This window comes from Pseudomonas fluorescens, assembly GCF_902498065.1.
GTDB lineage: Bacteria > Pseudomonadota > Gammaproteobacteria > Pseudomonadales > Pseudomonadaceae > Aquipseudomonas > Aquipseudomonas fluorescens_BJ.
The window spans coordinates 1,911,057-1,931,782 of sequence record NZ_CABVIR010000001.1 but is presented as its reverse complement, the minus strand read 5'-3'; the positions used below and the strand labels follow the sequence as shown (position 1 = coordinate 1,931,782).

Genomic DNA, 20,726 nt, shown 5'->3' with positions numbered 1-20,726 from the left:
ATTGTCGCGCCACCCGCGGCAAAAAACCAGCAGACACGCCGTAGCGTGCCTCCGGTAAGGACGTCAGGCCAGGCCTTCGTGTTTGAGGCTCTCACGGAAGTGACGGCACCCCTTGATCAGCAAGAGCAGGGTGAGCACGACGGCGAAGGCATTGAGCAGGGAAATCGATGAGCCGACCATGGCCGGATTGTGGAATAACCGGTCGGTGAGCAGCGCGACCAGCGTGGTACCAAGACCCAGGCCGATCAGATTGGAAATCAGCAGGAACAGCGCGCTGATCTGCGCTCGCATCTGATTCGGCGGCAGGATTTGCATGGCCGCGGTCGAGGCCGGCATTGGGAACGAAGCGAAGAACATCGCCGGTGCCAGCAACGCCACGGACATCCACAGTTCGCTGACCTGGGTGAACGCGATGGCGGGCACGGCCATGCCGATTGCCCCGATGACTCCCGCACGGATCGGCGCATCGCTGTAGCCTTTTTTCGCCAGCCAGTCGATCAGCCAACCGCCACAAAACACGCCACTGGTATTGGCCAGCAGCACCACGATCCCGAGCATGTAGCCGGTATCGCTGGGGGCGAGGCCGAATTTGCGCATATAGAAGGCCGGGGTCCAGCTAAGCATGCAGAACAGCGTCATCGCGTAGAACGAAAACCCCAGGTAGTGGCAGAAAAAGGTCTTGCGGTGCTCTGCCAGGAACTTGAATGCCTGCTTCATGCTGGGCGCATGGACCTTTCCCTCCGCATCCAGCTTCAAGCCCTTGCGAGCCGGGTCGCGAATGGTCAGGGCAATCAGCAGGGCAACGAGAATGCCCGGCAGTCCCACCAGAAAAAACGTCACTTGCCATGGCCGCATTTCGCCTAGCAGGGGTACAGCGACACTGTCGAGGTTCTTCAGCAAGTCGATGACGTAGCCGCCAATCAGAAAGGCCACGCCGCCACCGATGAATGAGCCGATCGAGTAGATCGCCACGGCGCGCCCAAGTTTTTCCCGGGGGAACATATCGCTGAGCATCGAATAGGTGGCCGGCGACAGCGCCGCTTCACCAATCCCGACGCCGATGCGCGCCATAAACATCTGCAGGAAGTTTTTGCTCACCCCGCACAGGGCTGTCGCCAGGCTCCAGAACGCAATGCCGATGGCGATGATTTTCGGGCGGGAAAATTTGTCCGCCAGCAGCGCGATGGGCATGCCCATGAAGGCATAGAACAGGGAAAAAGCCAGGCCGTGCAGCAGGCTGAACTGGGTGTCGGATAACTGCATGTCGTGTTTGATCGGTTCGATCATCAACGCCAGGATTTGACGATCAATGAACGAAAAAATATAGGCCAGCATGCAAACGGCAACGACATACCATTCGTAGGCATAGCTTTTACGGGTGACCTCGGTCGGTGTTTTGCTGGTCATGCTGTTTGGCCCCTTCAGGGTTGGCAATCAGTCAGTCGGCGGCAGCGGTTTGCAGTTGGGTGTATTGGTGACGCCGTCGTTACCCGAGCGCCTTGCCCTGGTGCGTTTATTGGTTTTGTTGTGCGGTTCCAGGTTGCCAATGGCTTGGCATGTGTGTGTTGCAGGACCTTTTTAAGCCCTTGTTTGCCTTGACTCTATGCACCATGCGCAGAGGCTGTTCCGGGCGCGCAGAAAGCGTTTGCGTGGCGTGAAAATTGCTTTCCATTTCCACTAAATTATCGATGTGCCTGCGGGCAACGGTGTCATTTTCTGGAGGTGCTTCAGCATGTTCGATCAACACTCTTCGCTCCGTCATCATTGCCTTCTGAGTTCCGGCGGGTTTGGCGAGGTCAAGGATCGGGTCAGCCACTATCTGTGGCCCCACCAGATGAAAATGCAGCAGGGCGGGGCCCTTCAATCGCAGCTGTACGGCGTGTTTTTCGGCAGCTCGGCGTTGTTCGATCTGCACTACGGTGCACCGGTGGAAATCGACGCTGGCGATATCAGTGACTACTACCTGATTCGGGTCACTCTGGAAGGCAGCGGTATGGTCAGCCTGGGCAAGCAGAGCGCAATTTTGCGCAAGGGCGGGCTGACCATTTCTTCGCCTTCCGAGCGCAGTTCCATCCGTATCGACAAGGACTGCCGCAACCTGATTTTGCGCGTCGATCGCCTAGCCCTCGAGCGTCAGCTGCAAGTGTTGCTCAACCGGCGTTTACGTCAGCCGTTGGTGTTCGACATTCAGGTCGACGCCGAGCATCAGGGCATGGCGACGGTAAGGACCACCCTGGATTACATCTGCCAGCTCTATGGCGACACCCGCCAGGCGCTGCTGATCTCGACCATGGGTGTGAGCCTGTCGGACTATCTGCTGTCGGTGCTGCTGACCCAGTTGCCGCACAATTATTCGGTCGATCTGTTGCAAGACCAGCGCCAACCAATGCCCCACCACGTCAAGAAGGCCCGTGACTACATCGAACAGCACCTGGCCGAACCGATTGCGCTGGCGAGCCTGGCGCAGTTCTGCGACGTGTCGATCCGCACCTTGCAAAATGGCTTCACGCGCTTTCTTCAGCAAACCCCAAGCGACTATGTCCGCACACGTCGGCTGGCGTTGGTTCACGTAGCCCTGCAGCAGGCCGGACCGACCGACAGCGTGACGGATATCCTCTTGCGTCACGGGGTTGCCAGTTTCGGTCATTTCGCCATGCAGTACCGCAAACAGTACGGCTGTCTGCCTTCCGAGACCCTGCGACGTCAGGCCTGATGCGGAGGATGAGTCGCTCAGCCCTGTAGAAAGCGCTGGGCCAGGTCGAGCTGGGAGTTGGCCAGTTGATGCAGCTCCTCGCCGATCTGGGTGCTGCGTCGGGACTGATCGCTGCTGGTTTGCGCCAGGTTCACGATCTGGGAAATCTGCCCATTGATCTCTTGCGCGACTTGACCTTGCTGTTCGATGGCCGAGGCCATTTGCAAACTCATGCCGGAGATCTGTCCGACTTCCTCGCAGATGCGCCGCAATGCGGTTTGGACTTGCGATACGTCTTCGCGTGATTCCCGCGCGGCCGATTCGCCGCGTTGCGCGGTGGCGAGGGCGAGGGCGCTGCCGTCACGCAACTGCTCGATCGAGCGCTGGATTTGCTCAGTGGATTCGCGGGTGCGGGTCGCGAGGCTGCGTACCTCATCGGCGACCACTGCGAAACCGCGTCCGGTCTCGCCGGCGCGGGCGGCTTCGATGGCCGCGTTCAGCGCCAGCAAATTGGTTTGCTCCGCGATGCTGCGAATCACATGCGCAACGCCGCTGATGGATTCGATCGATTCCGCGAGGCGGCTGACGGCCAGGCCAATTTCCTCGACCGAGGTGCACAGGCCGGTCATCGAACGCTGGCTTTGCCCGGACATCCGGTCACCATCGTGAGCCAGTCGGTCGACGGCTTGGGTGGCTTCGGCTGCGTGCTGCAGGTTGCGCGACAGTTCCTGGATCGTGGCACTCATTTGATGGACGGCCGCGGCGGACTGCTCGGCTTCTTCAAGTTGCCGTTGCAGGTGCCCGGATTGGGTCTGTACCAGTGTCGACGATTCCTGCGCGCGTTGACGCACGGTCTCGCCGTTGATCCGGATACGCGCCATGACCGTGCGCATCCGTGTGTTCTGGCTATTGAGGGCCATGTCAAAACGGCTGGCGAGGCTGGCGCTGCCCTCCTGAAGCGGGGCGAGCAAGGCGTCGCTGTAGACCTGATCGTGCCGGGCCATGATCCGGCGGACGTCCGCCTGTTGTCTGGCTCGCCATTGCCAGCTCGCGGCGAGGACTCCGCCGAGCACCAGCAGGCCCGGTGCCAGGTCGATCTGTCCAACAGCCATTGCGCCCGTGACGCCAAGTCCCACTAACCAGGCGATACCCTGGCTGCTGGCGTGTTCCTGCATGCGGCGGGCAAAAGTCAGCGGGCCGTGACCGTCATTCAAGCGTCGATAGAGTTTTTCCGCTCGCAGGCTTTGGGCGGTGTCCATCGGGTGATATGCCGTGCCCAGCGCATTCAGCTGACCGCCCTCCAGCAGTGGTACCACATAGAGATTGCACCAGAACGTCGTGCCCTGTTTATCGCGACCCATCATGGGCGCTGTCCAGGGCACACCACTGCGCAAGGTCTCCCACATACGATCAATGACTCGCTTGGGCATCAGCGGATGATTGATCAGTTCGTGCGGCTGGTTCAGCAGCTCCTCTCGGGCGTAACCGCTGAGCGCCACATAGGCATCGTTGCAGGCCATCAGATGGCCGCGAGTATCCAGGCGCGAGATCGGTATTTCCGGCTGCGCCGCCACGATGGCCGGCGGCGTGTATTCCTTTGACTTAGCCACTGAACGCTCCCGCGATTACCAGCATTGGCCGCGCTCGGCGCGCATTTTGCGAACCATGGCGTCGAAAAATTTCACAGCGAAGCCGCTGTCCCGAATGAGCATGGCCGTGAGTTCGGCACACTTCTGGCTGATCGCTTCAGGCAGCGGATTGTCCTCACCGCCGAGAGCGCCGGCCTGGCACTGGATTTCGGCGGCGCGCTGCACGGTCCACAGCAGGAAGAACGCCTTGGCAATGCTGCTTTCGCCGACGGCAATGCCGTGATTGCGCAGCACCAGGATGTGCTTGTCGCCAAGGCTGTCGATCATCCGTGCTTTTTCGTCATCGAACAGCGTGATGCCTTCGAAGGTGTGGTAACCGATCCGTCCGTAGAGTTGTGCGCCGTAAAAGTCGTTATGGGCAAAACCGGCCTTCTTCATGACGATGGCCGAAATCGGCGTGGTGTGCGTATGGATCAGGCACTGAATGTCCGAACGGGCGCCGTGCACCGCGCTGTGCAGGGCGAAACCGGCAGGGTTGCCGTCATAGGGCGAGTCCTCGAGCTTTTTGCCGTGCAGGTCGACCTTGAGCAGGTTTTGCGGTGTCACTTCGGTGTAATTGAGGCCGAACGGGTTGACCAGATAATGGTGCGCCGGGCCGGGCAGGCGTGCGGAAATATGGTTGAAGATCGTCTCGGTCCAGCCGAAGAAATCCACCAGGTGGTAGCAGTGCGCAAGTTGCACGCGCAGTGCCCATTCTTCGTCGCTGTACGCCTGCGGTTTTGTCATTGGGGTGTGGTCCATGTCGGAGTCCTTGTCGTAGTGATTCAGTGACGGGCCTGTTCGCCGCGAAAGCGTGCCAGGGCAATGAGGTGTCGAGTAACGGGCATCGGGATCGCCATGCCATCGGCCAACTCCAGCACGGCGTCGCCGATGGCGGCCAACTCCAGAGGGCGACCTTTCTCATAGTCCTGCAGCATCGACGTGCGCACGGCACCCATGCCGGTGCCGAGTTCGAGAAAGGTCCGTGGATCGATGCTCACGCGCGCGCCGTACGCGGCGGCCGTCAGCAAGGCTTCGTGCAGGCAACTGCTGACCAGGTCGCGTAACTCCGGCAGGCTGTAAAGCTGATCAAGCGTCGCACCGGTAATCACCGAGAGGGGGTTGGAGGTGAGGTTGGCGATGATCTTGGTCCACAGATTGTCGCGGATGCGGTCGGTGGCTCGTGCTTCGATACCGACACTTTCGATCAATGCGCGCACACGCTCCAGGCGGGGACTGAGGCGGTTGTCAGGCTCACCGAAAATCATCAGGTGCGGGGTGTTCGATTCAGCCACGGCATTTGCCGGGCAGTGCGCGGTGATGAACACCACGCAGCCGATCACGTGGCGCAGGTCCAAGGCTTGGTTGAGCGTCGACTGCGGATCAACCGCGTTCACCCGTTGCCCGTCGTAGCGTCCACCTTCACCGTGGAAGTACCACCACGGCACGCCGTTGATCACCGGGATCACCACCGTCTCGGCGCCGATCATCGGTTGCAGTTGCGGCAGCAGGCTGGCCAGCGCTTGTGCCTTGGTGCAGAGGAATATCAGGTCTTGCTCGCCAAGGCTCGCAGCGTCGTCGCTGGCCTCGACTTGCACATGATGATGACCGTCCAGATCGGACAAGTGGATGCCGTCACGGCGGATGGCGGTCAGGGTTTCACCTCGGGCCAGTACGTTGACCGTATGGCCGTTACCCGCGAGACGGGCTGCGAGGGTGCAGCCGATGGCACCGGCGCCGGCGATGCCGATGCGCAAGGGGGAAGCGTTCATCGTGACTCCGGATGTTCAGAAGAGCCTGGGAAGGCCGGCCCCGGTGCCGTTACGGACGTCGGGGCAGGGCGGTGGTCAGTTGGCGAGCATTTCCTGATGCTTGCTGGCCAGCCCGAGATAGGCTTCGATAACGCGGGGGTCATCAGCCAGTTGCTGCGCCGGGCCCTGCATGGCGATCTGGCCGGTTTCCAGCACATAGGCGTAATCGGCCACCCGCAGGGCGGCGCGCGCGTTTTGCTCGACCAGCAGGATCGATACCCCTTGCTCCCGCAGCGCCGTAATGATGCGGAAGATCTCCCGGGTAATCAGCGGCGCCAGGCCCAGGCTTGGCTCGTCGAGCATCAGCAGCTTGGGCTTGGCCATCAGCGCCCGGCCCACGGCGAGCATCTGCCGTTCACCGCCGGACAACGTCGCCGCCAATTGCTCGCGGCGTTCCCACAGGCGCGGGAACAGTTCGTAGATTTCGCCAAGCGTTTCGCTGTAGCGACGGTCGCCCCGGCGATGGCGTTGAAAAGCGCCGAGCAGTAAGTTGTCGGCCACGCTCATGCTGGTGAACAATTCGCGTTTTTCCGGCACCAGGCCCAGGCCCCGCGAGACCATCACTTCCACTTCCGGCAAGGTTTCCAGGCTGCCGTCGAAATGCACCTGACCCCGGGAGCCAAGCACGCCCATGATGGCCGAGAGCAGGGTGGTTTTGCCGGCGCCGTTGGGGCCGATCACCGTCACAATCTGACCCTTGCCGACGGTCAGGCTGGCGTCGCTCAGCGCTTCAACCTTGCCGTAGGCCACACTCAGGCCTTTGATCTCCAGCACGGCGTCGTCAACCTGGTTGCGCGGTGCGAGGTGCGGTTCCACTTGCATGTTCATCATTCAACTCCTCCCAGATAGGCTTCCAGCACGGCCGGATCCTTCTGTACATCTTCGGGCAGGCCCTGGGCGATCCGTTGACCGAACTCCATGACCACCACGCGATCGACCAGGCCCATGACGAAGTCCATGTCGTGCTCGACCAGCAGAATCGCCATGCCTTCGGAGCGCAGGCGGCTGAGCAGAATGCCAAGGGCTTCCTTTTCTTTCAGGCGCAGGCCAGCGGCGGGTTCGTCGAGCAGCAGCAGGCAAGGATCGGCGCACAAGGCGCGGGCGATTTCCAGAATCCGCTGTTGGCCGAGTGCCAGGCTCCCGGCCTCTTCATACAAGTAATCGCCCAGGCCAACGCGCTCCAGCTGACGCCGGGCTTCGCCGAGCAGTTCGGCTTCCTCGCGACGATCCAGGTGCAGAGCCGCCGACAGCACACCTTGCTGGCCACGCAAATGCGCGCCAATGGCGACGTTCTCCAACACACTCATGTTGCCCAGCAGTTTCACGTGCTGAAAGGTGCGGCTCATACCCATGCGCGCGACTTGCCGCGAGTTCAGCCCGTTGATCTTTTGACCCATGAACAGCACTTCGCCGCTGCTCGGTGTATCGACGCCGGAGAGCTGGTTGAACATGGTGCTTTTGCCGGCACCGTTGGGGCCGATCAGCGCGAGGATTTCACCTGAGCGGATTTCCAGGCTCATGTCGTTGTTGGCCACCAGTCCGCCGAAGCGCTTGGTCACATTGCGCGCTTCAAGGATCAGCTCGCCATGTTCGGGCAGTTGCCGACGGGGCAGGGGTGCCGCTTTGGCGTCGACATTCCGGACCTTGGCGCGGACCCTGAAGCGGACCGGTATCAGGCGCGTCAGCAAAGGCCAAAGACCACCCGGTGCACGCTGCATAAGCACCACGATCAGGATGCCGAATACGATGATTTCGTAGTTGCCGGTGTTACCCAGCAAGTGCGGCAACCAGTCCTGCAGCCATTGCTTGAGCAGGGTCAGGATGCCCGCGCCGAGCAGGGCGCCCCACACGCTGCCGACCCCGCCGATCAGGGCCATGAACAGGTAATCGATGCCCATGTTCAGGCCGAAGGGTGTCGGGTTGACGAAGCGTTGGGTGTGCGCATAAAGCCAGCCGGAAATGGCTGCGAACACCGCAGAGATGACGAAGATCACCATCTTCGAGCGGAAGGTGTTGACCCCCATCGACTCGGCCATGACCTGACCGCCCTTGAGTGCGCGAATGGCGCGGCCTTCGCGAGAATTCAGGAGATTCTGTGTGATGACGATCGCCAATAAAAGCAGGGCCCAGATCAGGTAGAAAATGTTTTCGCCCTTATCCAGTTTCAGGCCGAACAGCGAAATCGATGGCAAGCCGCCGACGCCGGTATGGCCGCCCAGGGATTCCAGCGTGCCGAACAGGTAGTACAGCGAAAGGCCCCAGGCAATCGTTCCCAGCGGCAGGTAATGCCCAGACAACTTGAGCGTCAGGGCACCGAGAATCAGTGCCACTGACGCAGTGAGCGCCACGCCCACCAGCAGCGTCAGCCACGGTGACGTCCCGGCCCACGCCAGCCAGGCTGGCAATTGCTCGGTGGTGGTCAGGTAGGCAGAAGTGTAGGCCCCCAGCCCGACGAACGCGGCCTGACCGAAACTGGTCATGCCGCCGACACCCGTGAGCAGCACCAGCCCCAAGACGACCATGGCGTACATGCCGATGTAATTGAGCAGGGTGACGTAGTACGGCGGCAACAGCAGCGGCGCAACGCCCACCACCAGCAACAGGGCAAGCAACAGATAGCGCGAATTCATTCTTCTTCCTCCACATGACGACTGGTGAACGAACGCCACAGCAGGAACGGAATAATCAGTGTGAACACGATGATCTCTTTGTAGGTACTGGCCCAGAACATCGAGAAGGCTTCGATCAAGCCCACCGCCAGGGCGCCGAGTGCGGCGACCGGATAGCTCACCAGTCCGCCGATGATCGCGCCGACAAAGCCTTTGAGGCTGATGACAAAACCAGAGTCGAAATACAGGGTGGTGATCGGGGCGATCAGGATCCCCGACAGCGTGCCGATCAGCGCTGCGAGCAGGAAGGTCGACTTGCCGGCGAGGGTCGGCGAGATGCCCATCAGCCTCGCCCCCATGCGGTTAACCGCGGTGGCACGCAGGGCTTTGCCATACAGCGTGCGCTCGAAGAACAGATACAGTCCGACGATCAGCCCCAGGGACACGGCCAGCACCCAGAGCGTCTGGCTGTTGAACGTGACCGGACCCAGCTCCAGGCCGGCTTCGGAGAATGGTTGCGTGCGTGCGCCTTCGGGACCGAACAGCAACAGGGCGATACCGACCATGCTCACGTGCACGGCGATCGACACAATCAGCAAGACCAGTGAGCTGGCCGAGGCGATCGGCTGGAACACCAGTCGGTAGATTTGCGGCCCCAGCGGAACCACCAGCGCCAGCGTCAACAAGGCCTGGACTGCCATCGGCAATTCGGCCAACGGCAAGGTGTTGATCAGCACTGCCAGCAGGCCGGCATAGCCCAGCTTGAAGAGAATGCGCACGGGGAACCGAAAGGCCTGGCTTGAACGTGCCGCGCCCCAGACATCGAGAGCGCAGTCGATCAGCGTCAGGCCGAGCAGCAGCCAGACCAGAGCAGTCGGGTGACCGCTCTGCAACGTGGCCATGGTCAAGGCGCCGTAGGTCACGAATTCACCCTGGGGGATCAACAGGATCCGGGTCACGGTGAACACCAGGAGGATCGACAAGGCCAACAGCGCATAGATCGCGCCGTTGGTCATGCCGTCCTGGCCCAGCAGCATGGCTATCTGGAAATTCATAATGAGAGCTCTTTTCTACAGATTGAATATCAGGCCCGCTTGCCGGCGCAGGTTGGCTCGCCGGCAAGCGGGCAGGACGCGCAGTGGTTGTGCGCCCGGGTTTCGATCAGTTGTCGTGCAACAACATCCAGTTGCCGTTCTTCACCACGATCAATTCGCGCCCGCGCTCGTCGAAGCCGCTGTGGTCCTGCGGCGTCATGTTGTAAACGCCTTGGGTGCCGGCCAGTTCGTGGCTTTGCTCAAGCGCATCACGCAGGGCCGCACGAAATTCAGGCGTGCCCGGTGCTGCTTTTTTGGCTGCAATCGGAATCGCCTGCTGCAGCAGCAGACCGGCATCGAAGGTGTTCCCGCCGAAGGTCGCCGGCTTGCTGCCGTTGAGCTTTTCGTAGGCCGTGGTGTAGTCGCTGGCGATTTTCTTCGAAGGATGGCTGTCGGGGATTTCATCCAGTACCAGCATCAGGCTGGCCGCCAGAATGGTGCCCTCGACCTTCTTGCCGCCCAGCTTGAGGAAGTCTTGCAGCGCCGCGCCGTGGGTCTGGTAGACCTGGCCGCGATAGCCTTGATCGAACAGGGTGGTCTGCGGCATCACCGCCGAACTGCCCGGCGCTGCGACCAGCACGGCATCGGGGCGGGTGGCGAGAATTTTCAGGCTCTGCCCGGTGACCGAGGTGTCCTGGCGCTGGAAGCGCTCGTTGGCCACGACCTTGATGTTCTGCTGCGCTGCCAGACCGGCCATGACTTTGGCCCAGTTCTCGCCATAAGGGTCGCCGGTGCCGATGAAGCCGAGGGTCTTCACGCCTTTCTTGGCCATGTGTTCGAACAGCGCCTTGGCGATCAGGTCATCGTTCTGCGTGGTCTTGAATACCCATTTCTTCTGTTCGGTCATCGGTAGTACCACCGCAGCGGTACCCACCGGTGCCAGCAATGGCACGCCTGCCTCGGCGACAAACTGGATCACGCCCATGGCGTTGGGCGAGCCGCTCGGGCCGATGATGGCATCGACATTTTCTTCGTCGATCAGCTTCTTCAGCGCCTTCACCGTAGCGGTCGGGTCGCTCGCATCATCCAGAGAAATGTACTTCACCACCTGGTCGCCGGCCTGGGTCGGCAGCAACGGCACGGTGTTTTTCTGTGGTAGCCCGACCAGTGCGATCGGCCCGGTGGAGGAGGTAATGACACCGACTTTCACATCCGCCTGCGCAGCGGCGGCGCAGGCGGCACTCAACAACAACGTGGACACGGCTTTTCTGAAAAGCATGACTTTCTCCGAAGAGTTGCAACGCTGCAAAAGGCTAATGGCCAGCCGCCCCGACCACGACGTGGTGCGAGTACGGCCCAAGGTACGGCCCTGTTTTAGTTATCGAACTGCGGCGGCACCCCAGGTCTGTTACCGAGCCATCAGGGTGCCGCTCGACCATGAGTGATCGGTCGAAGGCGAAGAGGGCAAAAGCAGATTGCATGCCAGAAATTTTTCAGTGCATGGCAGAAAGCCGTTACTGCGATGCCTGATGCGAACGCTTCGAGGCGGTCCGGCCAAGGTGATCCGAAGGACCGGCAGAGGGGCATTTGACGGGCGGGAAAAACCCGCAGCACGCCATATCAAACAAGGCTTTGATCTGGATCAAGGAAGCCCTCGAATGGCCAAAAACCAGCTGACAAAAAACTCAAAAAACAGTGATTTTTTAGACTGTTTTTAACTGCCGTTTTTCGGCTGATTTATTTTTTACTGATTGCCATTCCAGAGAGTCTCCCGCTCAACATTTTTCCAAATGTTTCGCTGCATTTTGTTTGTGATGAATTCATAAAATGTTGATTTATAAAGAAATAATATCAAATAACGGTGTTTTTTCGTTTTGGCGGCAGTGTTACCAAACTGCACGTCGTTGGTGCGGAAAAGGAAAATCTGCACCGAAAATACACACTCTTTTATTTGGTAAAATTCAATTGACATTTCACGTAAATATTACGATTTTAGATTTAAGCGTTTTCCACGGCCATGGTGCCGAGGTCATCCGTTCTGGTGACACATAACGAGCAGGTAAAGAGCATGTCGATCGTTGTTGAGGATTTAGCCTTGGGAGGGAATGGCCTTTCGGTCATGGTGAAAGACACCATCGACATCGCCGGCTATCCGACCCGCGCTTCAAGCAGCGCCCTGGCCGATGCGCCGGCGGCCGGCGAACATGCACACGTGGTTCAGTCTGTTCTGAAGGCGGGTTGCCAGATCACTGGTAAAACCAGCCTGCATGAATTGGCATTCGGCACCACCGGCCTCAACGCATGGACCGGCACGGCGTCCAATCCGCGTTATCCGGGCTATATACCGGGCGGCTCTTCCAGTGGTTCGGCAGCTGCGGTGGCGGCAGGCCTTTGCGACTTTGCGCTCGGCACCGATACCGGCGGTTCGGTACGGATTCCAGCGGCGTGCTGTGGTGTATTCGGTCTCAAGCCAACCTTCGGTCGTGTCAGCCGTCAGGGTGTGATGCCTGCGCGCAGTACCCTTGATTGCGTAGGTCCTCTGGCACTGGATATCGATCGCTTGATTGAAGCGATGCGCGTCATTGATCCCACGTTCACTTCCGTCCCGGTGCCTGAGCATCTTGCTATCGGCGTTGTCGCGGTAGAGGCCAACGAACAGATCCATTCGGTGGTGAACCAGGCGCTGGGTCGTTCGCGCTTCAAGCTGCTTGAGCAAACGCTGCCTGGCATGGCCGCCGCGTATGGCGCCGGCATGGTGATCATCAACGCCGAAACCTGGGCTGCGTGTGGTCATCTTCTGCAAACCGGTCGGGTTGGCAACGATGTCGCCGACCGTCTGCGCGCCGCCAGTCTGACCTCGGCCGAGTCCGTTGAAGAGGCCGAAATCATCCGCCGCGCGTTTATCGCAGAAGTGGACGCAGCCTTGGCCATCACCCCGATTCTGGCCATGCCGACCATGCCCGACTTTCCCTTGCTGGTCGCCGATGCGGCCGACACTCGCGCTGCCCTGGGCATGACATCCCTGGTGCGCGCTTTCAACCTTTCCGGTCATCCGGCTCTGAGCATTCCTCTGGAAAGTGCTTCGGGGCTTCCGGTCGGCCTTCAACTCATTGCCGCCCACGGCGCGGACGAACTGCTGTGCGCAGTCGCCCGCGAATTGGTCCGGCGCCTGGAAGAGTAATCGTGATGCTTACTATGGAGAAACCCATGACTGCGCCAAGCGAGCTGAATCACCAGCGCTGCGTGCCGATCACGGCGAATGAAGCGTTTCAGAAACTGCTGGTCGAGATTCGTGCGCGTGCTCGGAACGAAGAATTCGACCAACAAAAATTCATCTCGCAGGACGTTATCGAGCAGTTCCGCAAGCTCGGTGTCTATCGGGCGCTGGTGCCAAAACGCTTCGGCGGAGACGAGCGTTCGCCGGCCGAGTTTTGCCAGATGGTGGAAGATATCTCCATCGCGGACGGCTCCGCCGGTTGGGTCGCCAGCTTCGGCATGAGCCCGGTTTACCTGGCAGCGCTGCCACTGGAAACCATCAAGAAAATCTATGCCGATTCGCCTGACGTGGTGTTCGCCGGCGGGATCTTCCCTCCGCAGCCTGCGTCGTTTGTTGAAGGTGGCCTGGAGGTCAACGGGCGCTGGAAGTTTTCCAGCGGTTGCATGGGCGCGTCGCTGATCGGCGTCGGCATCAGCCCGAAAAACGGCGAGATGCTCGGCCTGCCACGGCTGGCGGTGATGCCTCGGGAAAAGGTCCGGATCGAGGAAACCTGGAACGTCGTCGGCCTGGTCGGCACTGGCAGCCATGACGTCGTCGTCGAAGGCGTGGTGGTGCCGGAGGAGTGGACCTTCGTTCGCGGCGGTCCATCGAATCTTGACGAGCCGTTCTTCCGCTATCCGTCACTGTCGTTCGCCACGCAGGTGTTGTCAGTGGTCGGCCTGGGCGTTGCCCGCGCGGCACTTGATGAGTTGAGCGGCATGGCCAGTGGCCGAATCTCCGTGACCGGTGCTCCATCGTTGTCCGATCGGCCGCTGGCCCAGGTCGAGATGGCCAAGGCCGAAGCGTCGCTGCGCGCTGCTCGTTCGTGGTTCTACCAGTCCATCGACGATGCCTGGACCAGCGTTCTGGCCGGCGACCCGGTGAGTGTCGAGCAGACCAATATGCTGCGCTTGTCCTCGACTCACGCCACGCGCGTCGCGGCCGATGTCGCTCGCACCGCGCAAATGCTGTCGGGCATGAGTGGGGTATACCGCACCAGTCCGCTGTCGCGTTTCGTCAACGACACCCAAGTCATTACCCAGCACGCCTTCATGGGCGATATGACCTACCAGAACGCCGGCGCGATCTTCTTCGGCAATAAGCCGCTGCCTGGCTACCTGTAATTTTTTCCTACTGATTGGTGAACCCCATGACCGATAAAAAAGCCCTGCGAGTTCTGTTCTGCATCGGCATCAACCAAAACTTTTTCGATGCTCCGCGTCCTGAAGCGCTGGAAGTCTGGGCCGCGTTCGGCGCCATGTGGAACGGCATCGCCGACCTGCCAGGCGTCACCGTGCTGGGCAACATGGACGACGATCAAAGCATGGTCGGCCCGTCCGCCGGCTGGCCCTGGACGACTTACCTGCTGGCCGATGTACCCGACATCGAAACCGTCCACGCCGCCTGCAATCTGTTTCGCACCACGGATGTCGGCAATGGCCCATACAAGCTCTGGAAGTATTGCAAGGTCGAGGCCCGTACCGGTCGCGAACTGATCATCCAGCGCTGAGTCGAGAGAAGTCGCCATGTCATCACAAGAGCATTTGCGCGCACTGGAACAGCGTATCGAGCAGCTGGAAAGCGAGAACGCGATCCGCGCCTGCATGAATCGCTACATGTTTTTGTGCGACGAGCTGGGCGTGGATTCCCCGCTCGAGGAACTGGCCGGGTTGTTCACCGAGCAGGCGGTCTGGGAAGGCAAGGGTGCCAAGTACCAGAACAGCTTTGGCGGTTACCAGGGGCGTGAGGCGATCAAAGCGATGTTCGCGACCTACATGGTTGAACCGGCGCACTTTTCGCTGAACGTGCACTTCCTGACGTCGGAACTGATCCGGGTCAGCGGTGAGACCGCAGATGCCAGTTGGGTGATGTTGCAGACTTCGACCTTTGCCTCGGGTGCCTCGCACCTCAACAGCGCCCGCCTGACCGTGCGGTTCGCCCAGGAACAAGGGCAGTGGCGCATGGCGCATTTTCAGACCGAGAACCTGTTCAGCCGACCGGTAGACACCTGGAACAGCGCCGCGCACCTGCCCGTACCCGGTCAGTCCGGCCAGTCCTGAAAGTAACACCCAGAATTCTTAGAGTCGGCGAACAATGCCGACGAGGAGTGATCGTGAGTAACCTGATAGACACCGTAACGCTCGACGCCAGTCCTTCCGACCTGGTCCTGCATGACCGCGTTCACACGTCGCTGTACACCGACGGCAAGATCTTCGATCAGGAGCTGGACAAGATTTTCTACAGCACCTGGATCTGGGTCGCTCACGCCAGTGAGATTCCGGAGTCCGGCAGCTACAAGAGCACCTATATCGGCAAGCAGCCGGTGATCGTCGTGCGCGACCGCAAGAAAGAAGTTCATGTGTTGCTCAACCGCTGCCGCCATCGTGGCGCGACGGTGTGCGAACACAAGAAAGGCAAGACCAACAGTTTTGTCTGCCCTTATCACGGCTGGAGCTACGCGCTGGATGGCAGCTTGCGCGGTGTGCCGCACCCGGAAAGCTACGCCGATTGCCTGGACAAGGGCGAACTGCCTTTGGTCAGCCTGCGTGTCGAGCAATACAACGGCATGATCTTCGCCACCTTCAAGGATGACATTGAGCCCCTCGCCGATTTCCTCGGCCCGGCCAAGAAGTGGATCGATCTGTTCATGAAGCAGGGCGCCGGTTACCCGGTCAAAGTGGGCGGCGAGCACCGCTTCCGCTTCCCTGGCAACTGGAAGATCCAGCTGGAAAACACCACCGACGCCTACCACTTCCCGCTGGTACACAAGTCGTTCCTGTCGTCCGTGGATGAGCAGACCCTGGAGCTGTTCGACTTCGTCGAAGGGCCGGGCTATGTCGAAGACCTCGGCAACGGTCACAGCGTGATGGTGATGATTCCTGACCTGGTCGACCTGGAAGCCAACCTCGACTTGCCGATCCCTGAGCGTTTCGAAGACCTGGCCGCGCAGTTGCGCGCCGAAGGCCAGGACGAAGCATCGGTCCGTCGCATCGTGCGCGCGGTCGGCGGTTCGGGCTTCAACCTCAACCTGTTCCCGAACATCGCCTGTTCCATGGCGTTCTTCCGGGTGCTGCAACCGATCGCGGTGAACGAAACCGAAATCCATCACGCCGTCATCACCATGGACGGTGGCCCGGCCGTGGCCAACCGTTATCGCCTGCGTCTGCATGAGCACTTCCAGGGGCCGATGGGTTTTGGTACTCCGGACGATTCCGAAGCCTGGGAGCGCGTACAGCGCGGCGCCAGTGCCGGCACCGATCTGTGGATCATGCTCAACCGCGGCTTGCCGGGTGAAAAGGAATCCGAAGACGGGCGGGTGAGCGATGTGAGCGCCGAGACCGGCATGCGCGCTGGTTACCAGCAGTGGAAAAAGATGATGTCGGCCTGAGTGACGGAGAACACCATGAACAACCTGCAATTGCTCAACCAAGTCAGCGCTTTCATCTGGCAGGAAGCGGACATGCTCGACCACGGCGATTTCGTCGAATGGCTCGATCTGTGGACCGAGAACGCGACCTACATCATCCCGATCGATCCGCTGGAAACCGACTTCGAGAACACCCTGAACTACGCCTATGACGACCACCACATGCGTCAGTTGCGTGTCACCCGATTGACCAGCGGCGAATCGATTTCGACCACCCCGCGAGCGCGCACTGTGCGCAGTCAGTCGCGCTTTCGCGTGCTGTCGGATGAAGACGGAATTGTCACCGTACGCTGTGCGCAGAATCTGCGTGAGTTCCGCAAGGATGTGCTCAAGCAGTACACCGCCGATGTCACGTTTGAACTGGTGCGTAGCGGTGACAGTTTCAAGATTCAGCGCAAGTTGATTCAGCTGATCAACTCCACCGATACCCTCGCCGGTATCGGCTACATCCTCTGAGGACGTTGCCATGACACAGGTTGCATTGGTCACCGGCGCGGCCCAGGGGCTGGGCAAAAGCATTGCCGAGCAATTGCTGAACGCCGGCTATCGGGTCGTGATCAGCGACCGTTCGCTGGAATCGGCACAGGCCACGGCCACTGAACTCGATGCCACAGGCGAACGGGTCCTGGCGCTCAAGCTCGATGTGTCGAGTAAGGCTGATTTCGAAGACGCGCTGGCGGCCGTCGTGGCGCATTGGGGTGAATTGCAGGTGGTGGTGAACAACGCTGCGATGACCATGACCACACCGGTGATGCAGATCAGCCCGGAAGAGTTCGACCGTGTTGTGAGCGTCAATCAGCGCGGCACTTTTGTCGGCTGCCAAGTGTTCGGCAGCTATCTGGCGGCCCGGGGGTACGGGAGGATCATCAACATGGCTTCCCTGGCCGGGCAGAACGGCGGCACCGCGACCGGCGCGCATTACGCCGCGTCCAAGGGCGCGATCATTACCTTGACCAAGATATTCGCCAAGGAGCTGGCGGCGTCCGGTGTCACGGTCAACGCCATCGCCCCGGGCCCTATCGAGTCGCCGGCGGTGCGCGCCGCCGTGCCGCCCGAGCGCCTGGAAAAACTGATCGAGGCGATCCCGGTCAAGCAATTGGGCAACGCCGCGTTCATCGGCAAGCTGATCGTGCAACTGGCCAGCGAAGACGCCTACTTCACCACCGGGGCGACCTGGGACGTGAACGGCGGGATCTTCATGCGCTGAGTCCACGGTTACACGGTTTGAAATAGCAGTCGGGGGTGCCCAGATGTGCCCCCTTACAACGAAATCGGGATGGTCCTGTATGAGCGATCAATTATTGAAAGTCGTCGTGCGCAAGCGCGAAGAACAGGGCGAAGGTGTTGTCGTACTGGATCTGAGTGATCCTGCGGGACAGCCTTTGCCCGCCTTCGAGGCGGGCGCGCATGTCGATATTCACCTCAAGACCGGTCTGGTCCGCCAGTATTCGCTGTGCGGTGATCCGGCCAACGCAGGTGCCTATCGCCTGGGCGTACTCAAGGATCCCGCCTCGCGTGGCGGTTCGGTGGCGGTGCATGAACTGCTGCAGGAAGGTCGCGAAATCGAGATCAGCCTGCCGCGCAATCACTTTCCGCTGGCCAGCGATGCCAGGCGTTCGATACTGATCGGCGGCGGTATCGGCATCACCCCGATGGTGGCCATGGCCTACGCGCTGAATGCCCGCGACAGCGATTTCGAACTGCATTATTGCGGTCGTTCGCGCAGCCGCAGCGCCTTTCTCGAGGAGCTGGGTAACGCTGCGTTTGCGTCGCGGTTGAACACCCACTTTGACGACGAAGCCGCCGAACAGAAACTCGACCTGCCAACAGTGCTGGGCACGCCACAAGCCGGCGTACACGTGTATGTCTGCGGGCCGGCAGGTTTCATGGACTGGGTCATTGCCCAGGCCCTGGAAGCGGGGTACGCCGACGATCATGTGCACCGCGAATACTTCCAGGTCGAAGTCGACGCTTCGGGTGTCGGTTTCGAAGTGGTCGCTCAGCGCAGCGGCAAGACCGTACAGGTTGCCGAAGGCCAGAGCATCGTCGATGCGCTGACTGCCGTGGGCATCAAGATTGAAGTGTCGTGTGAGCAAGGCGTTTGCGGCACGTGCTTGTGCGACGTCATCGAAGGCGAACCGGATCATCGCGACGTCTATCTCACGGATGACGAAAAATCTGCCAATGACCAGATTCTGGTGTGCTGTTCCCGGGCCAAGTCCAAGAAGCTGGTGCTGGATATCTGATAGACCGGAGGGTAAGACCATGGTCGATACAACTGGATTTCGTAACTCAATGGCAATGCTTGGTGGCGCGGTTTCGGTCATCACCACCGATGGTCCTGCGGGGCGTTTCGGGTTTACCGCTTCGGCGGTGTGCAGCGTGACCGACCAGCCACCGACGCTGTTGGTGTGCATGAATCGCTCGTCGTTTTCCAACGTGCATTTCAAGAGCAACGGTGTGCTGAGCGTCAACGTGCTGACCCCTGGTCATCAGGAGGTATCGGGGGCTTTTTCCAACCGCAATCTCGATACCGAACAGCGCTTTTCCTGCGCATCCTGGAGCACGCTGGAAAGCGGTGCGCCGCTGCTTGATGAGTCACTGGTCAGTTTCGACTGCCGCATCGCCCAGGCCCATGAAGTGGGATCGCACACGATTTTCTATTGCGAGGTGCTGGGTATTCGTAATGGCGACAGCCAGGAAGGCCTGGTGTATTTCAATCGTGCCTACCACCGTCTGGGGGATGCCTCTAAAGCAACTTCCTGATGTGGGTTTGCCCAAAAAAACGATAAGACTTTTCCTGATCGTTGAGTGTTTAAAATAAATATAAAGCGGTTTTCGCTGTTCTGGCGAACGGCTGCGTTACGACTTTTTTGCAGTAAGTGGTTATAAAAACAATACTGCGGATTGACTGCCAAAGTTGCACTTTTGCTGAATTGATCTGCTTCCACTAGTCGTGCCTATGTGCATGTAAAAAAGAAGGAAAGTTTGATGTTCCAGAAGAGCTGGGTAAACCGTGGCATCACCACCGCGGCCGTAATGGGGATCTTCACACCTATCGTTGCGCAAGCCGATTTCGTAGACGACAGCCAAGTCAGTCTGGGAATGCGCAACTTCTACATCGACCGCGATTTCAAACAGCATGATGCGCCGCAATCGCGGATCGGCAGTTGGACCCAAGGCTTCGATTTTCGCGCGATCTCGGGTTACACCGAAGGCACGCTGCAGTTTGGCCTGGACCTCTCGGCGCAGTACGCCTATCGCCTGGATGGCGGCGGTGGCCGGGGTCCGGACAGCATCATTCCGTACGACACCAGCAAGGGCGAACAAGTCCGGGACTATGGCCGTGCGGCGCTGACCGGGAAGGTTCGTTACAACAAAACCGAACTCAAGGTTGGTGAACTTCGCCCGACGTTGCCGGTGGCTTACATCGACGATTCGCGGCAATTAATCACCACCTATCACGGTGTGCAGCTTGAATCGAAGGAAGTGGATAACCTGACACTGACCGGTGGCCGTTTTACCGAAATAAGTTCCCGGGAATCTTCCAATACCGAGAAGATGTATTTGTTCAATGGGCCTAACGTTAAACGTCGCAGTGACGGTTTGAACTTTGGTGGCGCCACGTATGCGTTTACGCCGAACTTGTCCGGTACTTATTTCTTTGGTCAGCTGGAAGATATCTACAAACAACACTACCTGGGTTTGACTTATAACCACGATCTGGGGGGCGGTTACGGCGTGAAGACCGACCTCCGTTACTTCAATAACAGCGAGGACGGCAAGGCGTTATACGGCGACATCGACAACAAGTCCTACGGGATCATGACGACCCTGAAGAAGGGTGCCCATGCGTTCGGTGTCGGCTATCAGCGCATGCTTGGCGAGTCGACATTCCCGACGCTCAACGGCTATGCGCCGCAGCCGTACCTGGTGAACTGGTCGACAGTGGCGTTCGTCAAGCCGAACGAAAGCTCCTGGCAATTGCGGTATGACTACAACTTCGCGGGCATTGGTTTGCCGGGTCTGAAATTGATGACGCGTTACATGCGCGGCACGGGTGTCGACCGGGGCAACAATGCCCTCGACCAAAACGTCGAAAGCGAACGCAACATCGTGCTTGGCTATGTGGTGCAAAGCGGTCCGCTCAAAGATGTGGGTTTCGAATGGCGCCGCATTGATGTCAAGACGCGCTATGGCAATGGCAGTGCATCGGGTGCGGATTATCAGGAGAACCGCCTGATCACCACCTACACCTGGAAGTTCTGA

Annotated in this window: 20 protein-coding genes; 11 read left to right on the top strand and 9 right to left on the bottom strand. The window is 59.8% G+C overall.

Annotated features, from left to right (window positions below; translation table 11 throughout):
• Window positions 1-63 precede the first annotated feature (63 nt).
• Together F8N43_RS09070 and F8N43_RS09065 are read right to left on the bottom strand one after the other, a co-directional pair.
• Entirely contained in the window at window positions 64-1,407 is a 1,344-nt protein-coding gene (locus F8N43_RS09070; RefSeq protein WP_224787805.1) for a spinster family MFS transporter, read from the bottom strand.
• A gap of 106 nt (window positions 1,408-1,513) precedes the next feature.
• On the bottom strand, window positions 1,514-1,747 hold the full coding sequence (locus tag F8N43_RS09065; RefSeq protein ID WP_150639524.1) for a hypothetical protein: 234 nt from the start codon (window positions 1,745-1,747) through the stop codon (window positions 1,514-1,516).
• Here F8N43_RS09065 and F8N43_RS09060 point away from each other — a divergent pair.
• Window positions 1,733-2,713 carry a helix-turn-helix domain-containing protein gene (locus F8N43_RS09060; protein WP_150632647.1) on the top strand — a complete coding sequence of 327 codons (981 nt, stop codon included), beginning with the start codon at window positions 1,733-1,735 and terminating at the stop codon, window positions 2,711-2,713. The genes F8N43_RS09065 and F8N43_RS09060 overlap by 15 nt on opposite strands.
• Before the next feature lie 17 nt (window positions 2,714-2,730).
• Here the strand turns inward: F8N43_RS09060 and F8N43_RS09055 are convergent, their stop codons facing one another.
• From F8N43_RS09055 to F8N43_RS09025, 7 genes are all read right to left on the bottom strand, one after another.
• The gene (locus F8N43_RS09055) at window positions 2,731-4,269 is read right to left on the bottom strand and encodes a methyl-accepting chemotaxis protein (protein WP_412071777.1); all 1,539 of its coding nucleotides are present in this window, start codon (window positions 4,267-4,269) and stop codon (window positions 2,731-2,733) included.
• Window positions 4,270-4,317: 48 nt separating this feature from the next.
• Entirely contained in the window at window positions 4,318-5,082 is a 765-nt protein-coding gene (locus tag F8N43_RS09050; protein WP_150632646.1) for a class II aldolase/adducin family protein, read from the bottom strand.
• A 23-nt stretch (window positions 5,083-5,105) separates the two neighbouring features.
• Window positions 5,106-6,092 carry a ketopantoate reductase family protein gene (locus tag F8N43_RS09045; RefSeq protein ID WP_150653644.1) on the bottom strand — a complete coding sequence of 329 codons (987 nt, stop codon included), beginning with the start codon at window positions 6,090-6,092 and terminating at the stop codon, window positions 5,106-5,108.
• A gap of 75 nt (window positions 6,093-6,167) precedes the next feature.
• A complete protein-coding gene (locus F8N43_RS09040; RefSeq protein ID WP_178082315.1) occupies window positions 6,168-6,962 on the bottom strand; it encodes an ABC transporter ATP-binding protein in 795 nt (264 codons plus the stop codon).
• Window positions 6,959-8,761, bottom strand: a complete 1,803-nt coding sequence (locus F8N43_RS09035) for an ABC transporter permease subunit (protein WP_150632644.1) — start codon at window positions 8,759-8,761, stop codon at window positions 6,959-6,961. The genes F8N43_RS09040 and F8N43_RS09035 overlap by 4 nt, the downstream gene beginning before the upstream one ends.
• Entirely contained in the window at window positions 8,758-9,795 is a 1,038-nt protein-coding gene (locus tag F8N43_RS09030; RefSeq protein WP_150632643.1) for a branched-chain amino acid ABC transporter permease, read from the bottom strand. Before F8N43_RS09030 ends, F8N43_RS09035 begins: the two co-directional genes overlap by 4 nt.
• Window positions 9,796-9,901: 106 nt before the next feature.
• On the bottom strand, window positions 9,902-11,053 hold the full coding sequence (locus tag F8N43_RS09025; protein WP_150632642.1) for an ABC transporter substrate-binding protein: 1,152 nt from the start codon (window positions 11,051-11,053) through the stop codon (window positions 9,902-9,904).
• A 789-nt stretch (window positions 11,054-11,842) separates the two neighbouring features.
• Between F8N43_RS09025 and F8N43_RS09020 the strand changes: the two genes are divergently transcribed.
• From F8N43_RS09020 to F8N43_RS08975, 10 genes are all read left to right on the top strand, one after another.
• Entirely contained in the window at window positions 11,843-12,955 is a 1,113-nt protein-coding gene (locus tag F8N43_RS09020) for an amidase (RefSeq protein WP_150632641.1), read from the top strand.
• A gap of 26 nt (window positions 12,956-12,981) precedes the next feature.
• Window positions 12,982-14,154: an acyl-CoA dehydrogenase family protein gene (locus tag F8N43_RS09015; protein WP_150632640.1), complete on the top strand. Its 1,173-nt coding sequence runs from the start codon at window positions 12,982-12,984 to the stop codon at window positions 14,152-14,154.
• Between the two features lie 26 nt (window positions 14,155-14,180).
• On the top strand, window positions 14,181-14,540 hold the full coding sequence (locus tag F8N43_RS09010; RefSeq protein ID WP_084317862.1) for an IacB protein: 360 nt from the start codon (window positions 14,181-14,183) through the stop codon (window positions 14,538-14,540).
• 16 nt (window positions 14,541-14,556) lie between these two features.
• Window positions 14,557-15,090 (top strand): nuclear transport factor 2 family protein, encoded by a 534-nt coding sequence (locus F8N43_RS09005; RefSeq protein ID WP_150653643.1) that lies wholly within the window; start codon window positions 14,557-14,559, stop codon window positions 15,088-15,090.
• 53 nt (window positions 15,091-15,143) lie between these two features.
• A complete protein-coding gene (locus F8N43_RS09000; RefSeq protein WP_150632638.1) occupies window positions 15,144-16,418 on the top strand; it encodes an aromatic ring-hydroxylating oxygenase subunit alpha in 1,275 nt (424 codons plus the stop codon).
• Between the two features lie 15 nt (window positions 16,419-16,433).
• Window positions 16,434-16,913, top strand: a complete 480-nt coding sequence (locus F8N43_RS08995) for an aromatic-ring-hydroxylating dioxygenase subunit beta (RefSeq protein WP_150632637.1) — start codon at window positions 16,434-16,436, stop codon at window positions 16,911-16,913.
• 10 nt (window positions 16,914-16,923) lie between these two features.
• A complete protein-coding gene (locus F8N43_RS08990) occupies window positions 16,924-17,664 on the top strand; it encodes an SDR family NAD(P)-dependent oxidoreductase (RefSeq protein WP_150639518.1) in 741 nt (246 codons plus the stop codon).
• A gap of 79 nt (window positions 17,665-17,743) precedes the next feature.
• Entirely contained in the window at window positions 17,744-18,703 is a 960-nt protein-coding gene (locus F8N43_RS08985; RefSeq protein WP_150653642.1) for a PDR/VanB family oxidoreductase, read from the top strand.
• A 19-nt stretch (window positions 18,704-18,722) separates the two neighbouring features.
• Window positions 18,723-19,223 carry a flavin reductase gene (locus tag F8N43_RS08980; protein WP_150632634.1) on the top strand — a complete coding sequence of 167 codons (501 nt, stop codon included), beginning with the start codon at window positions 18,723-18,725 and terminating at the stop codon, window positions 19,221-19,223.
• Window positions 19,224-19,448: 225 nt separating this feature from the next.
• Window positions 19,449-20,726 carry an OprD family porin gene (locus tag F8N43_RS08975; RefSeq protein ID WP_150632633.1) on the top strand — a complete coding sequence of 426 codons (1,278 nt, stop codon included), beginning with the start codon at window positions 19,449-19,451 and terminating at the stop codon, window positions 20,724-20,726.